Origin of the sequence: Psychrobacillus sp. INOP01 (genome assembly GCF_018140925.1) — a bacterium.
Classification (GTDB): Bacteria; Bacillota; Bacilli; order Bacillales_A; family Planococcaceae; genus Psychrobacillus.
Window position 1 is genome coordinate 2403212 of the sequence record NZ_CP073315.1, and the last position, 17081, is coordinate 2420292.

Here is a 17081-nt window from a genome sequence, read left to right on the forward strand (position 1 = left end):
GGTAGGGAGGGAGTGAGTAAGGAATTGAACAGTGAAAGAAAAAGTACTCATTGTATTTGTGATGCACTTTTCGAATTAAAAATACTTCAGGATTTACTGCAAAATTCACAAACCAAATTTTTTGGAAGCCTCCTTGCGAAAATAGTAGGAACCGATACCATTCCCTTCCTCCTGGTTACACAAAAGGGAGATCTCTTGAGCTTGCATAGTGTCATGGAGGGCATTGAAACAAATTATTTTCGAATTGAATCTGTGGACTTAGAAAATTGCAGTGCAACCCTTTCATTACTACGTCCATTAGATATTGAAGGTAATCTAACTACCTCTCCTTGTGACGTAGTACGATTAGAGAAAACGTCCATCTGCAAGGTCGTAGATGTAACCTGTATCTGTGCTATACAACCGTTAGACACCGAAATGCTCAAAAGAAAAATTATTATTGAGCCAAAATGGTAATGCTCAAGCTTATCCCTAGGAAAAATTCTTAGGGATTTTTAGTTGATAATTTATATAAACTGAACGTTTGTCCATATACAAAGCTTTGTTGTTGAATTTAATACATATATAGCTATGTAAAAAATTATAAAACGAACGTTCCATAAAGACTCAATTATTAAAGGAGAAATTCAATGATAACTATAGGAATGCTACATCATCGCAGAAATCCCACAACAGTTATTAAGTCTTATGCTTATGCAGCCGTTGCTAGGGCGGAGGGAGTTAATTTTTTTTACTTTTCACCAGGTACAGTTAATTTTGTGAACCGTACAATCCGAGGTCAAGTGTATGAAAATGGAAGCTGGCATGAAAGAATTATGCCCTTTCCAGACGTAATTTATAATGCCGGAAGTCCTGAAAAATTAGCGAAATCTAGAGAAATTATTAACAAATTAAAAAGTGAAATTCCATTTACAACAAATTCGATAGGTAACAAATGGAATATCAATGAACGTCTTAAAGATGCAAAGGAATTTTCTAGCTACTTAATTCCCGCAGAAATTGTAAAGAATGTGGAGAGTTTCCATAAATTCATCTCCTCTTTTCATAAGGTTGTATTTAAACCAATTGATGGAAGAAAGGGGAAAGGAATCTATTTCATCAGTAAAGTGGGGGAAAGCTATGTAGTAAGAAAGGACTCTGAAGATCAAACATATACGAAGCAAAACTTAAATAACTTTCTGGAAGGAAAGTTGTCAGAAGGAACCTTTATAGTCCAGCCATATATAAATTCCACTACCAAATCTGGTCAGGTATTTGACTTCAGGCTACATGTTCAAAAAAACGGAGAGGGTAAATGGGTAGTCACTACTATTTATCCAAGAGTTGCACCTAGTGGATCAATTATTGCAAATATAAATAATGGAGGATTTACGAATTACTTAGATCCATTTTTACAGCAAGAATTTAAGGAAGAGGCATTTAATATTAGGCGATTGCTGGAGCACTTTTCCTTGTCATTAGCTGAACATCTAGATCAAATTCAAATGGTAAAATACGGGGAAATAATTGACGAAATAGGAATAGATATTGGATTAGATGAAAACCTGAAAATTTGGATTTACGAGGTGAACTGGCGTCCCGGATGTCCGCCAGCTTTCTATTTAGAATTAGACGTAGTGATAAATTCGATAAAATACGCTAAGTATGTAGCAGAAAATCAAGTGAAAATAAAAAAGAATATAGTTGCAGCACAAAAGAGAAATAGAAAGGTCAAAAAGGAATTACCGATAATCGCTATAACAGGGAGTGCTGGGAAAACAACATCTAAAGCATTTCTTGCATCTATATTGGCTAAAAAGTGGACCATTTTTGAGTCAAAGGATTATTGGAATACAACGGAGCATACAAAAAAACATGCAGAGGAAATTAATGATACACATGAAGCAGTTGTACTCGAATACGGAATGGCCTACCCAGGTGTTATTACAGAGCATTGTAGTATTATCCAACCAACGATTAGTGTTGTAACGAATATTGGTCTTGCGCATGTTGGAAACTTTGACGGAGATATTAAAGGAGTTGCACAGGCAAAGTCTGAGCTAATTCACGGCATGGATCAAACAGGTATTTTAATTATCAATAAAGATGATGATAATTCGAAGCATTTGGAGACGACTCAATTTAAAGGAAAGATTATGACCGTTGGCATAAAATCACCTGCCAATTATAGAGCATACGGTATTAAATATGTAGACAACGGCATGAGCTTTAAGATAAAGCTACGGCGCCAAGAAATTGAAATGTTTATACCTATTTTAGGAGAGCATCATGTTTATAACGCGTTGAACGCAATTGCGGTTGCCGATTATTTAGGATTTACACCAATGGAAATAAAAGCGGGTCTAATTTTTAGAAAACCACCAAGAAGATTAACAGTTTATGATTGCAAAGATAACATAACCGTAATTGATGACACGGTTCACTCACATCCCCAAGGCGTAAAGGCTGCCATTGATGTACTTACAAATGTAGGGAAGAATCGAAACATAGCTATTATCGGACAAATGCGAGAATTGGGAGATTTAAGAGAGCAGGAATATCGTAAAGTTGGAGATTATGTATACGAGCAGGGCATTGATGTGTTAATCACTTACGGATATAGGACAGAAGAAATTGGAGCTCAAGCAAACGCAAGGGGCTTTCCTACACAAAATACGTATCATTTTACCGATAAGGATAAAATGCATGAGCTTTTAAAAGAGATAGTGAGAAAGAATGATACTATTTTAGTAAAAGGAGCAAGTAAAACGAATATGTTTGATACTGTTCATTTTTTGGATAAATTCTTTAAGGAATAACAGAAACAGGTTATGGCTTTAAAGTGCCGGGCGTTTTGCTCGGTTTTTATTAAAGAATAAGAATTTATATAAAATTGTACGTGAACACTGGGTTCATGGAACTTGAAAGAATGAATAATACTACTGATTTCCGTTTCAGGTGGACGTTTTCCGCGGGCGTTGCCTCAGCCTCCTCGCCACCTTTCATTCAATCAACTAAGTGAAAAGTACTCAACAAAAAGATATAGCATAGTCTATCGCTTAGATGATATGAGTAGTCAAAGTTAATATAGTGAAAAAGCGGTCTGCCTCATTAGGGATACTATTCTGTAAAGAAGGATGAAGCAAGTAGATTTCCTTTTTTACTAGTGGAAATAAAGAGAAATAGTAAGTAGTTACTAAATAAAGAAGCAAAATAGCGAACGAAATTGTATCTTCGAGAGCTTACTCTACGAATAGAAAGGGATGTCTTCTTTAGTTATGTAAAAACGCACTTACCTGTTTCTTATAGTTGAAGAAGGGCAACGGACAGATAAATGCGATAAGATTACCGAAAAAAGAAAGGCTGGTCGTGACGTTAGTCACGACCAGCCTTTCAAAAATTAACCGGTAATAATATAGCTACAAGTCTGTCCAAAGTACTTCGGAAACGATAGAAACAGGTTTTGACCCATCGACCGTGTTTAAACTAAGCAAAAAAAAGAGCACCTTTTAGGTGTTCTAATTTTCGTATGCTTTTAGATGGAATTCAATTTCTGCTGCTGCGGTATTTGCATTCATTTTGGCCTCTGCTAAGCTACTTCCAGTGGCAATTACATACGCATATCGATGTCCCATGGATAGTGGTGGTACTATAAGTGTTCCTTTTTTAGGCTTTATATAGACCTCTACTACTCCAGGAGATTTACTTGCTCTTCCTTTTCCAGTCACTTTCTCAAGTATGCCTTTTTGGCTGGAAATAATGTATTTCGTGAATACATGCTGCTTATGTTTCGGTGTAAGGTTCGGTTGTTCTCCTACAAAAATCTTAAGTGTTTCTTCAACTAAACTAAATCCATATGCTGCCTGGATCATCTTATTCATTGCTCCACCGGATATACGTGGGTTAATCTCGATAAGCTTCCAGCCATTTTTAGATAATCGAATTTCAAGATGTAATGCGCCGTTTTCAATCTCAAATGCAGTAATAATCGAATGAAGAACTTCTTCTAATTCCTTTTTAAAATTGTCTGGAACGTCTAGAAGTACTCCATAGCCTGTAATGATAAATCGTTTACCTTTAGTAATTTCTTGCTCAATAATTCCAACAATATGTGCTCGTTTATTATAAATAACTGCTTCTACTAAGCATTGCTCACCTTCAATATACTCTTCAAGCATAATAGTTTCTTCAGGGTTTTTACTGCGGAGGATTTGTATATATTTTTCTAACTGTGCCTTCCCCCGAGCTAAGAGCACGTCCTTAGAGCCCGTGGATTTTGGTGATTTTACGATGATGGGTAAATTTAACTGTTCAATAAGTGACTTAGTGGAAACTACATCACTTGGATTAATAGATAAAAATTTCGGTGTGTAAGCTTTGTCCTTTAGAAACTTCCTAGTTTCCTCTTTGTCTTCCATAATTTTAATTGCAACGGATGAATTATAGTTATGACAAAATTCATCACAAAGAATGGATGCTACATGAACATATGGGTCAATAAAACTCACAATTGTCTTTATATCAATGCCTTTGAGCAACAATATAGAGATTTCCTCTCTCATCTCCTCTAAGTTATTTGTGTTCACAGAAATCATTTTATGAACCTCAATATACTCTTTTCTTTGCTGAAGTTGTTTTTCATTATTTGTGAAAAGAATTGTATAGTACCCCAATTTTTCAGCTGCTTTAATAGCTTCTCTACTGGAGCCTGACTTATTTGTACTTATAAAAATAATTGCTTTCAAACATTTCACTCCCTTATTTATACAGACTCTCCTTATATGTATGACAGAGTTCAATTATTTGAATGGTTATATATCACGTAAATTATTTGAAATTTATCCAATTCACTTATTGATAACAACATATGATGAAAGAGAGGGGGGGTGTAGAACAATGAAAGCCCATACTGTAGGCGAAATTAGAGGAATTATTGCTGGTGAATTAGTACAAGGAACGGATGAAACGAAAGTCTATTTTGGTGCCTACCGTTTAAAACAAATTAAAAACAAAAATACAATCCTATTTACAAGTAAAAGAATTGTTAACTGGAAAAGTCTTGAGGAATTTTTTCCGTTAGTGCTAGCAACAGAGTGGAAGTATAAAGAAAACGAGATTCCTGACAATATAACGGTCATCAATGTGATCAATTCGGAACAAGCATATTGGAAATTTATCCACTACTATCGAAGCTTATTTGATATTCCAGTAGTCGCTATTACAGGAACCTCAGGTAAAACAACAACAAAAGAAATGATTAGACATATTCTATCCATTGATCATAAGGTCACTGCCACAAATCTCACGAGTAATTCACGGACAGCCTATTTACAGTATCTGTTAAAAATTGAAGAAGACACTGAAGTAGCGGTATTTGAGACCGCTGTAGGTGCACCTGGTGACGTTTTAAAGGCAGGAGAATATTTCAAGCCAACAATAGGAATTATTACAAATATAGGTGCTCATCATCTTAATTATTGTAAAACGCTTGAAGGTTATATTGCTGCAAAGGGAGAAATGGTCGAAATTATTGATCCTGCAGGTGTATTAATTATTAATGGAGATGATTTTAATACAAGGAAAATTAATGTAAGACGTTTCCCTGGGAAAATCGTCAAAATTGGAAAGAAAAGAAATTGTCATTTTAAAGCTACAAATATTCATTACAGAAAAGATGGTATGCAGTTTAGTGTTCAGCATAAAAATAAAAACTATCAAGTATTTGTACCAGGTTTTGGAGAGCATCAAGTGTACAACGCTCTTTATGCAATTGCGACTGTTTATGAAATGGGAGTAAGTGTCACGGAGGCTGCAAGACGCTTGAAGTCGTTTATAAAATATGAAAAACAGCTTCAGGTCTTAAATGGTATCAATGGTTCAATCGTTCTGGATGATACTTGGAGTATGACGACGACATCGTTGGAAGCAGCATTAAAGGTGCTTAACGAAGTGGGTTTAGATAAAAAAAAGATAGCAATTATTGGGACGATTACGGATTTAGGATCCTGGGGTTACATTATCCATAAAGAAGCTGGAAATATAGTTTATCAAAATGGGGTTGATGTATTAATAACGATAGGATTTCATGCCAAAATAATTGCTGACCATTTAGTAGAGTTAGGGTTTAAATCACCTGTATATAAATTTAATAATGGTACCCTTGTCTATGATTTGTTAAAGGAGATTGTGGATGATGAAACAATTATTCTTATTAAAGGTGATATGTATTCCCAATCCATTAAAGAATTGGCTTTTAAACTACGAAATAAGTCAAATTAGATTTGGAATTTAAAAGTCTAACAAATATTAATATGCTCTGTATGGACAAACTGCCTTGCCAAAAATAGTAGATTCTTAATATGCTACAGTATTCTACTTGAAAGGAGGGATAACAATGGGGAATATTTGTCCATGTGGAGTATCTGTAGATGCTTTTTCTGATGATAATAATGTTCGGTTTGAAGGTCAGATGGGTACAATTGAAGGAAACTTAACGTACCTGGCGGAAGTATGTGTTACGACGCTTGCTACTTCTACTCTGTCATTAGATTTTGAGGATACAGAAACACCAGATGAAAACAACTTCACATTTACTGCAAACGAAATTACTTCAGTTGTATGTAACAGAGAAGGTCAGAACTGTGTTGTGACTGTAACTGGTACAGGACTTGTGAATGGAATGGAATTTCCGTTTGAAGCTGTTTTTAGAGATCAAGTTGCAACAGCGAATGTTGATATTGTGCAAAGCTTCGAAATAACTGGTTTCTTTGACCAAAATGGCGCAGCTCCAGTTGACCAAGGTTCAATTGTAGCTTTAGGCTGTCAGGAACTGTAACAAAGAGATGCGAAGGCACCTAATTTTGGGAAGTCAGTCTTAGTTCGAGGCATCGTGGTGCTCCTGCGCAAAGCTCGTCGCAACATAAAAAAACAATTCGCAACGACTGAATGACCACATCCTGTCGTAGGGCGCCGCGGTCATACTTCAGTACAAACCCAGTTTTCAGCAAAGGTAAAGGAGGCCTTTAAGCGAAATCTTTCCAACGCTTTTCTGGGTTTGGATGAAGTTTGAAAAAAGTAAAGGATAGCTACTTTTCCAATAAGAGTTTTCTTTTCTGCGAAATTTCCCACTAATTTAAGTTAAATCGGCCTATCAATGAAACTTGGTAGAATCTTATAGTTTGAATAGAATGGAAATGCATGAATTTAAAGGAGGTGTACAAAATGGTAATTGGTAGGGGCAGACTTAGTCAATATAAACTATTACATGAAGAAAAAAAGTTGCGAAATCATCTAGTGGAAACTGTTTTATTATCCAAACAATCATTATTTTCTCTTTTAGATCTGTACAATACTGTTGTGATAAAACCTTCCTTTGGTCCTGGAAAAATAATCATTTCCTTGGAAAATCATAAGTTTAAGATAAAATCGCAGCAGAAAGTGGTAAGTGTAAATAATAGAGAAGAAATGTTTGATTATCTAAATCAATGTGAATTAACACAAAAATACTACGTAGTTCAGCCTCAAAAATTTACTACACCTCTATCACAAATCCCTTATCGTTTTTTCGTTACTGTCCATCGAAAAAACTCCACTTCTAAGTGGCGTCCAGTTTCTGTAACGAATAGCAAAGATTCCTCGCTTTTCTTAAAATTATTCCAAAATCTTTTTTTAAACAAATCCAAAGGTCTATCTGTTTTAGTTGCTAAAAAAATTGGGAACTCCTTTCCAAGCTGCAACACGATTGTAGTAGAAGTCATCTTCGATTATAAGACAGGTATTTGGATTTATGATTCGACTCTCCATTTTTCAATAAGTAAGTGGGATCAATATCAATATCTTAGAAAATCCCTTGTTCCTAAGACTGATTTACTTACAAGTGTCACGTTTAGAGACTATTTAAACAAATTTAGTGAAGCCATTATAAAGCCTTGTTATGGCCAAAATGGTATTGGGGTCGTGCAAATCAAAAGAAAACGGTCACATTTCTATGAAATCCATTCTGGAATAAGAACTATTATGAAGTCTAATTTAGATGAAGCTTATAGATATATTGAAGACACCTATCTATCCAAAAAGGATTTTATAATCCAGCAAAGAGTGCCACTGGCTACAATTGATAAATGTCCTTTGGACGTCAGGGTAATAACACAGAAGGATGAATCTACTTGGAAGGTAACAGGTAAATTAGTCAAACTAGCAGGGAAAAATTTTATCGTGACAAATGCAGCTCAGAAGCTACTCACTTTAGAGGATGCTATTCGGGATTCCACTATATTATCTAAAAGCAGTGAACCCTTAAACATAAAAATAGATGAACTTTGTCTTTCGGCATCCAAAATACTCGATGAAAAAAATATAGAACTGAAAATCATTGGCTTTGATGTTGGTATTACAAATCAAGGAAACATATTGATTATTGAAGGGAATTATGTTCCTGACCTTAAAATGTTCAAGGATCATGAAGAACAATACAAGAATATTAAAAAGCTGAAAAATAAAAATAGAAGAAAATAAAGGAGGTATATTACTTGAAACTACAACTTGGAAAGTGGAAACAGCATCTATTGTTGAGTCAAAACCCCTTAACAGCTAAAAGTATTCCAAGGACTGCCTTATACAGTATGGCTAACTTAAAGGATTTCATCAGTCGTTTTGATTACGCATATGTTAAACACGATACAACTGGACAGGGAAGAGCAATATATAAAGTATATCAACTGGCGGATGGACGCTATTGTTACAATGGCTATTCTATCCAAGCTGAACCGATTAGTAAATGTGTTACAGCATTAACGGATTTCCATCATACCCTACATCCATTTGAGCGTATGGGTCGAATGGGTAATTATATTATTCAAGAGGGTGTCCAGAGTTTTACGCCACAGGGACTGCCAGTGAGTCTTCGAGTTCATATTCAGCTTCTAAAAGGGAAATGGCTTGTTGGTGGAATGAACGCAAATATTGGAACAGAGGGTAATTTGGAAAATGGTATTCTGAACTCTCATCGTGGGAGTGCGATAATAACAGTTAATGAATTATTGTCGTCTCATTGGCAAATGGATGAATCAGAAAAAAAGCAATTAATTAGAAGTATAGAGAAACTTGCTACTTCAGCAGCAAAAGTAATAGCTACACAGGTTCCTTCGAGGGAATATGGAATAGATTTAGGACTAAACGCAGAACTAAAACCAATCATATTTGAAGTGAACAATACTCCTGGTATAGGTGGATTTGCAAAGCTAGAGAATAAATCCACATGGAGAAGAATCGTTGAAATTAGGAAGCTACAAAATGAAGAATAATTTTTCATACAATACGAAGGAGAGGAGGAATTTGTATGAAACCTATACTTGTAAAAGACATACGAAATTTACTACAAGGGGAACTAATTAGTGGTTCTGACACTTGGTATGTCAGAAATGCTATTTATTATAAACGGCATGACCTGACTAAACGAAATACGCTTTTGTTTGTTAGCAGAGGTGATTCTATTAATTGGCAGGAAGTAAATAATAAGGGTCCAGCGCTTGTAATAACTGATAAACCCTATGCAGAGCTAAAAGATGCAATGTCCAATACAACTATTATGAAGGTTAGTAGTCTAGTGCAAGCATACTGGAGCTTCATGGATTATTATCGAAAACTGTTTCAAATACCGGTAGTGGCTATAACAGGTACTTGTGGTAAAACAACTACAAAGGAAATGATGAAGCATATTTTGAGTATAGATAGGAATGTCCAGGCTTCTATCAGCAGTAAGAATGAGCCGCGACAATCATTACCATACTTAACTGGCATCTCTGACCATACAGATGCTGCAGTATTCGAGCTTGGCTTGGGAAATTCGGGTAATATCAAACATCAATGCTTAATATATCAGCCTACCATTGGGATAATTACAAATATTGGTGTACATCATTTAGATGGTTGTGGCAGTCTCGAAGGATATATCAAAGCTAAGTCAGAGATAGTTAGCGGAATCGAAAAAGGCGGTACATTAATCCTTAATGCTGAAGATCTTAACACGAAAAAGGTTTCTTTGCGAAATTTTAAAGGAAAGATAATCTACTTCGGGGTTAGCAAGAAGGCTGATTTTAGAGCATCCAGTATAGAATTTGCGAATAATGGCATGAATTTCTCCGTTAATTATTTAAACAAAACATATAAAGCCTTCATTCCAGGATATGGGGAGCACCAAGTGTATAACGCTCTTGCTGCAATTGCGGCTGTACATGAAATGGGTCTGGATTTAGATGTGGCAATACCTCGGCTAGCTACGTTCAAAAATATGTCCAGACATCTTGAATTTTCGAAGGGGATTGGTGGAAGTACAATTATTGATGATACATGGACGAATAATCCTACTTCCGTAAAAGCAGCATTAAATGTATTAGATTCCATCGGAGCAGATAAAAACGTTATTTTAGTACTAGGAGATATTAATAGATTAGGGAACTTTGAAAAAAAATACCATGCGGAAATTGGAAGTCTTGTTGCACAAAAAAATATTCATACGCTAATAACCATTGGAAGCAAGGCAGAAGAAATAGCTCGGAAAGCGTTAACGGACGGAACGAAAGCTGATGTGCATATATTTAAGGATATACAAGGTGTTATGAAAGTCATAAAACCAAAGCTAAATGACCAAGCGATCTTGTTAATAAAGGGACCTATGTCAAGCCGTTCCATGATTGACTTTGCAAATCAACTAAAAAAGAATGATGAATAAGAAAAGCGAAAGCGCACTTTAAGGTTAAACCTGTTTTTATTAGTTTTCGGTATGCGTTGGACAGACTTGTTGCTGTATAGTCACCGATTGATTTTTAGAGAGGTAGTTTTATGGCGGATATCTGCTCGTCGCTCACCTACAACGTTTGGAAACAGGTTCAAAATCTTTTTGGGAAGAAGGGAAGAAATTCTTTCCTACACGTGGAAGAGGCATCCGCCTGAAACGGAAATCAGCAGTACCATTGTATAGATTTTATTCTTCAAAACACCTGTTTCACTGTTCATTTCAGGGCATTCTTATTCTTTTAAAAAAGCGAAAGATCAAACGTTGGGTATTCTAAATAAAAAAGCATTCATCGCAGGTTGCGATGAATGCTTGAATTTTTGCTTATTTTAAAACTCGGCGTGCAGAAACGTAATTTTGCTTCGCAAAAGTAGAATCTAATTTATCTTTTATGACACTACCTTTAGTAGTAAGGCTTAAATATTCGTTATTTCCAACATAGATACCTGTTTGTGTAATCTTAGTTCCACCATTATTGGTAGAGAAGAACAAGAGATCTCCCTTTTGAAGATTAGCTTTTGACACGGCTGTTCCTGCTTGCGCTTGTCCGCTAGCTAGTTTATCCTTTAGGTCTATTCCATGTTCTTTAAACACATAATACGTAAAACCAGCACTTGTAAAAGTTAACGTGCTTTCATTATATGAATAGCCAAATTTAGCTTTACTCATTAGATTAGTTGCGAAATTCACAACCTTATCAGCAGACTGAGTAGTAGATGTTGTTGGAGCTGAAACTGTCTCTTTAGGAGCTGGGGCAGCTACACTAGTAGTTGTGCCTCCTGAGATAACACGTTTTGCAGTAATATAGTGCTGTGCATAATAATCTACAAATAGAACTCTTGTTAAAACACCATTTGAATTAGGAACGATGATACGGTGATCTCCCGCATAAATCCCTACCATTGTTGGTGTACTAGATCCTGTAACCCCATTAAAGAAAACTAAATCACCTTTCTTTAAGTTGGCTTTAGAAACAGTCGTACCTTTTTTCATTAACTCTTTTAAATTCGTAGTACCTAAAGTTACGCCATTTGCTTTATATACGTGGTCAACAAATCCAGTCGCAGTAAAGCGTAATGAGGATGCATTATTAGTAGTACCCATAGTCACTTTATCTTTTAAGCTATAAGCTTTACTTACAATATTATCTCCTTTGGTTGCAGGATTAGAAGGAAGTAGTGTAGGTAGGACTCTTCGGGCAGTAATATAACTATCCGTATAATATGGTTTGCTATCTAGATCTGTAATAACTATTTTTTGAGTAGGGTCTGCCATTTGAATTATTTTATTGTCTCCTATATACATACCTACGTGATTTGGAACATTTCCGCCTCTGCTATCAAAGAAAAGAAGATCGCCTTTTTGTAACTGACTTTTAGCAACATAAGTACCTTGCTTCATCATATAGTCTTCGTTATAAGTGGCAAGGTCGACTCCATTTTTCTCGAATATGTACATAAGGAAACTTGCACATGAGAATTTATATGGATATGTTGGCTTATAAACTGTATTACTATAAGTAGCCTTACCGATTAAACTTTTTGCAGTTTGTATTAATTGGTTCGCCTTCGCTTCCACAGCTGCTTGATTGTTCTGCGGGTTTATTGTAGCAGCCGAAACTTGCATGTTTTGTATATTAACAGGGGCAAAGCCGCCAATTGTACTTAAACCGATAATCGCTATTAATGTCGTTGCAACAAATTGTTTTTTCATCGTGTACCTCCTAGTTTTTTTGAGCAACTTGATTTTAGCATGCAAAAGTCAGGGGGCTTAGTGGGAATATATTCCTCATCCTTATATTACAGATACGATTCCCTATACTAGAAGAGTTGTGCGTGAAGTTTACAGTTTCGTTACAAATATTTCAGATGTGGAGCCAGATTACTGCATTTATCAAAAAAAAGAAGCTCTCACAAAGAGAGCTTCAGTCCATTAATAACCTGGTTTTTTAAGGATTTTGAAAATATTATTCTTGTAATCTTCCACGCCGGGTTGGTCAAATGGATTAATATCTAGTAAATATGCGCTATATGCACATGAAACCATGTAAAAGTACAACAAATATCCGATATGCTCCTCGTCAATTTGCTCGATGGATAAGGAAACCTGTGGTACGCCGCCATCTAAGTGAGCGCTAGCAGTTGCTTCGTGGCAGGCATGATTGAATTCGTGAAGTGTTAATCCACTTAAATAGTTCAATTCATCGCCATCGTTTTCTGCTTCAAAAACAGTTAAATCTTCATTCGCATTTTCGACAGTTAAAAACGTTTCGAATAACATTCGTTTTCCGTCTTGGATGTATTGACCTAATGAATGCAAGTCCGTCGAATAGACGACGGATGCTGGGAAGATCCCTTTTCCTTCTTTTCCTTCACTTTCACCAAACAATTGCTTCCACCATTCTTGAATATAGCGTAGTTTTTCATCAAAGGTAGCCATAATCTCAACCGGGTATCCTACATCATACAAATGCTTGCGAATAATAGCATATTGAATAGCGCTATTGGTTTTTGTATCCACTGTGCTGAATTCCTGTTCTGCTTTTATGGCACCACCAATTAATTTTTCAATATCATATCCTGCAGCAGCGATAGGAAGCAAACCAACAGCAGTAAATACAGAATATCTTCCCCCTATGTCATTTGGTACAACATAGCGCTTATATCCTTTTTCTATCGCAAGTGATAGAAGTGCACCTTTTTCTTCATCAGTAGTTACGATGATACGAGATGTTGCCAGATCTCCATAGCGTTTTTCCATGTATTGCTGTAAAAAGCGGAATGCCAAAGCCGGCTCGGTTGTTTTACCAGACTTGGAAATGACATTTAGTGATACTTCTTTTCCATCTAAGTAAGACATCAGTTGCTTTAAATATTCACCACTAACCATATGACCAGCAAAAATTACTTCTAGGTCGTCTTTTGTTTCAAATGGTGTCGATAGTGCCTCTATAACTGCTTTAGATCCTAAGTATGATCCGCCGATTCCAATAACGACTAGCACATCCGAATTAGAGCGAACCTGTTCGGCTGTTTTTTGAATATCTTGCAGCAACTCAGTGCTCAGATTGCTTGGCCAATCAACCCAGCCTAAAAACTCAGCGCCTGCTGCTGATTTAGCATGTATCCCCTGATGAATTGCCTCTAATCTACTCGTTATTTCTGGTGTTACAATTTTTGAAAACTCCCCTGAAAAATTCACATTAATATTCATACGCATCCCCTTTGTAATCCTACATGTTATAAGACTAATTTTACCATTAAGTACGTAGAAACACGAGAAGATGGAGTAAGAAGATATTGTACAAACAATAAATAATCCCCAAACGGTTATAGCTCATGTTTGGGGGGGGTTAGTTATTGAATTACATCATCGTAAATTAATCCATCATCATCTAAGCTAACAAGCTTTAAATGGTTGGCTTCTTTTACGAATACACTCTTATAATCTTTCTGTCCTTCTTCATTCTCAAAGAAAATGACGCGTGTTCCATTATTGTCGCTTTCCACATCCGCCTCATACGTAGACAAATCAATATATTGAGCTAATAAATCATATTCGGGAAGGTCATTTAATGCTTCATTTTCTTCCTTTACTATAGGTAACTTTTCTGTTCCTGTTTCTTTGGATGCTTCATCAGCACAACCTACTAATAAAGATATTCCTAAAAGTGCAGTAAATAATTTTTTCATAGTGAATCACTCCTTTAGTCCGAATGTCTTAAAGTAAATCAACGCTCACCACGGTCACTTAATGGATATTGATTTAATCGATTTTCCACATCCCCTGCACGGATTGATTCTCCAGTATACCCCATGTCTGTTCCATCATAGGAGGAGTCAGATTGGTTTTTCGCATATTCATCGTAAATTGTGCCGTAATTTTTATCCACATATAGGAGTATACCGCCATTTTTGACTTCACTATAATAGCGTTGGGAATCCTCATCAGTAAATCCCATTTGGCTAAAAGCTGCACGTACAGGCTCATCACCTGTTAAGAAAGCCTTAAATTTATCTAACCAGTTTCCCTCAACAGATTCCAGTTCCACAGCTGTTTGTCCACGAACGATCGAAAGTGATTCCTTGTTATTTGTTACGACATAAATATCGTCTTCAACATATCCTTCCAGTTTTAGTTCTTTAATTTTGTCTAGTACTTCCTGTTCTGTTAGAAAAGATCCCACAAATTTTTTATCTTCCATTTGTATATACCTCCACTGATTAATTATTATTATTTGTAATTTACCCATTAGATTACGCTATAAACAAATAGTTATTGAATGTAAAAAGCGTATCCGCTTTGTCACTATATCTACAAATGATTATTGGCTATTTGCGCATAATATTTGCTTATCTATTTAACTATTATTATACTCAAACTATAACGTTATGGTTTGGAGTGATCTAATTGGGATCGAAAAATTAAAAATTGGTGAGCTAGCAGAGAAAACAGGTATTACTAGACGTACTATAGATTATTATACGACGCTCGGTTTGTTGAAAGCGGAACGTTCTGCATCGAATTATCGTTATTATCCTTTAGAAGCGATAGAGAAATTACGAATAATTGAAGATAAAAAAGCTACAGGTATGTCTTTGGAAGCTATAAAACAACAGCTAGAAAAGGAACAAATAGAAGAAGTGGATATTCAGGAGCTTCGCTTACAGATGCAGTATTTAGAAAAAGAAGTCTCCCATTTGCTTGATCAAATCAATACAGAAGAAATAACGATCCAAAAAAATATTAAGCAAAAAATCTCATCAGAAAGCGTTGCTCTTATGCAATCTCTACTTTTACTTATCACATAGGAGGTGAAGTCTTACTATTTTTTATAGTAAGGCAACTTATTGACCGTATTAAATTTAACAATATTTATCATATTACTAGCGTTAACTGGATTTTTCGTTGCTACAGAGTTTGCAATTGTAAAGGTGAGGCATTCAAGAATTGACCAGCTTGTGGCTGACGGACGTAAAGGCTCACTTGCAGCAAAACATGTAACCACACATTTAGATGAATATTTATCTGCTTGTCAGTTAGGGATTACTGTAACTGCACTTGGTATTGGTATGGTAGGTGAATCGACATTCGAATTCATTTTACATCCTTTATTTGAAAGTATTGGTATTGGCACAGATTATATTCACTACTTTACAATTGGTGCTGCTTTTGCCATTGCAACATTTTTACACGTGGTGGTCGGGGAATTAGCGCCAAAAACCGTTGCGATTCAAAAAGCCGAAGCAGTGACACTTGTTTTTGCTAAGCCAATTATGATTTTCTATAGAATTTTGTATCCATTTATTTGGTTCTTGAATGGTTCTGCTCGTGTCTTAGTTGGTTTATTTGGTTTGAAGCCTGCTTCTGAGCATGAATTATCTCATACGGAAGAAGAACTTCGCCTTTTACTAGCAGAAAGTTATAAAAGTGGCGAAATTAATAAACATGACCTGAAATATGTGAATAATGTATTTGAATTTGATGACCGGATTGCCCGTGAGATCATGGTCCCACGTACAGAGATCATAGGATTTGAAAAAAATGCAACTTTCCACGATGTGCTTACACTAATTTCAGAAGAACGCTATACACGTTATCCTGTTTATGAAGGGGACCGTGATAATATTATCGGGTTTATAAATATTAAAGATTTTTTGACGCAAGGGATGAGCAACCGTGTTACAGCTGAAACTTTCACGATAGAAAGGTTTACAAACCCTGTCATAAAAACAATTGAGACGACTCCGATAAATAATCTGCTATTGAAAATGCAGAAAGAACGTACGCATATGGCTATTCTTTTAGATGAATATGGTGGTACGTCTGGCCTTGTAACAGTAGAAGATATTCTAGAAGAAATTGTTGGAGAAATTCGCGATGAATTTGATGAGGATGAGGTAGCGGACATTCGTAAACTGAAGGATGACCATTATATTGTCCATTCAAAGGTTTTGCTAGATGATGTAGCAAAACTATTGAGAATTGAGTTAGAAAATCCTGATATTGATACTTTCGGAGGTTGGTATTATACACAAGATATGGATCTGTTAATGGATAATCATATTGAGTATAATGGATACAACTTCTCTGTTTACGAAAAAGAAGGGCATCAATTACATTTTATAGAAGTGATAAAAACACCTTTATAATATAATGAAAACGAATATGATTGAAACCTCCTAGGTGCTACTAGATACTAGGGGGTTTTCTTTGGATTAATAATAGCGATAGAAACCATAGGCGTGTCTGGGGTTCTATTTGCAAGGAAGGTCGAAAGGTTTAGGTGTATGTTAAACTAAAGTAAAAC

General features: G+C 35.8%; 14 protein-coding genes. 9 read left to right on the top strand and 5 right to left on the bottom strand.

Going from position 1 to position 17081, the window contains the following annotated elements; all coding sequences use genetic code 11:
- Positions 1–12: 12 nt before the first annotated feature.
- Both KD050_RS12185 and KD050_RS12190 read left to right on the top strand, forming a co-directional pair.
- Positions 13–456 (top strand): CotY/CotZ family spore coat protein, encoded by a 444-nt coding sequence (locus tag KD050_RS12185; RefSeq protein WP_235753804.1) that lies wholly within the window; start codon positions 13–15, stop codon positions 454–456.
- A gap of 173 nt (positions 457–629) precedes the next feature.
- Entirely contained in the window at positions 630–2798 is a 2169-nt protein-coding gene (locus tag KD050_RS12190; RefSeq protein ID WP_211892628.1) for a YheC/YheD family protein, read from the top strand.
- 699 nt (positions 2799–3497) lie between these two features.
- Here KD050_RS12190 and KD050_RS12195 read toward each other — a convergent pair.
- The gene (locus tag KD050_RS12195; RefSeq protein ID WP_370627068.1) at positions 3498–4724 is read right to left on the bottom strand and encodes an ATP-grasp domain-containing protein; all 1227 of its coding nucleotides are present in this window, start codon (positions 4722–4724) and stop codon (positions 3498–3500) included.
- A 151-nt stretch (positions 4725–4875) separates the two neighbouring features.
- On the opposite strand from KD050_RS12195, the gene KD050_RS12200 reads away from it, so the two are divergent.
- The 5 genes from KD050_RS12200 (at position 4876) to murF (ending at position 10708) form a co-directional block, all read left to right on the top strand.
- Positions 4876–6258 carry a Mur ligase family protein gene (locus KD050_RS12200; protein WP_211892630.1) on the top strand — a complete coding sequence of 461 codons (1383 nt, stop codon included), beginning with the start codon at positions 4876–4878 and terminating at the stop codon, positions 6256–6258.
- Between the two features lie 115 nt (positions 6259–6373).
- A complete protein-coding gene (locus KD050_RS12205; protein WP_211892631.1) occupies positions 6374–6814 on the top strand; it encodes a hypothetical protein in 441 nt (146 codons plus the stop codon).
- A gap of 386 nt (positions 6815–7200) precedes the next feature.
- Positions 7201–8493: a YheC/YheD family protein gene (locus KD050_RS12210; protein ID WP_211892632.1), complete on the top strand. Its 1293-nt coding sequence runs from the start codon at positions 7201–7203 to the stop codon at positions 8491–8493.
- 14 nt (positions 8494–8507) lie between these two features.
- Positions 8508–9281, top strand: a complete 774-nt coding sequence (locus tag KD050_RS12215) for a YheC/YheD family protein (protein ID WP_211892633.1) — start codon at positions 8508–8510, stop codon at positions 9279–9281.
- A gap of 35 nt (positions 9282–9316) precedes the next feature.
- Positions 9317–10708, top strand: coding sequence for a UDP-N-acetylmuramoyl-tripeptide--D-alanyl-D-alanine ligase (gene murF, locus KD050_RS12220; protein ID WP_211892634.1), 1392 nt, complete (start codon positions 9317–9319; stop codon positions 10706–10708).
- 387 nt (positions 10709–11095) lie between these two features.
- On the opposite strand, the gene KD050_RS12225 is transcribed toward murF, so the two are convergent.
- The 4 genes from KD050_RS12225 to KD050_RS12240 form a co-directional block, all read right to left on the bottom strand.
- Positions 11096–12484 carry a C40 family peptidase gene (locus KD050_RS12225; protein ID WP_211892635.1) on the bottom strand — a complete coding sequence of 463 codons (1389 nt, stop codon included), beginning with the start codon at positions 12482–12484 and terminating at the stop codon, positions 11096–11098.
- A 219-nt stretch (positions 12485–12703) separates the two neighbouring features.
- Positions 12704–13984: a glucose-6-phosphate isomerase gene (locus KD050_RS12230; RefSeq protein ID WP_211892636.1), complete on the bottom strand. Its 1281-nt coding sequence runs from the start codon at positions 13982–13984 to the stop codon at positions 12704–12706.
- A gap of 143 nt (positions 13985–14127) precedes the next feature.
- Complete coding sequence (locus KD050_RS12235; RefSeq protein WP_211892637.1) at positions 14128–14463, bottom strand: hypothetical protein; 336 nt, start codon at positions 14461–14463, stop codon at positions 14128–14130.
- Between the two features lie 38 nt (positions 14464–14501).
- Positions 14502–14975: a YflT domain-containing protein gene (locus tag KD050_RS12240; RefSeq protein ID WP_211892638.1), complete on the bottom strand. Its 474-nt coding sequence runs from the start codon at positions 14973–14975 to the stop codon at positions 14502–14504.
- A 187-nt stretch (positions 14976–15162) separates the two neighbouring features.
- On the opposite strand from KD050_RS12240, the gene KD050_RS12245 reads away from it, so the two are divergent.
- On the top strand, positions 15163–15582 hold the full coding sequence (locus KD050_RS12245; RefSeq protein WP_211892639.1) for a MerR family transcriptional regulator: 420 nt from the start codon (positions 15163–15165) through the stop codon (positions 15580–15582).
- 39 nt (positions 15583–15621) lie between these two features.
- Positions 15622–16923, top strand: coding sequence for a hemolysin family protein (locus KD050_RS12250; RefSeq protein ID WP_211892640.1), 1302 nt, complete (start codon positions 15622–15624; stop codon positions 16921–16923).
- Positions 16924–17081 lie beyond the last annotated feature (158 nt).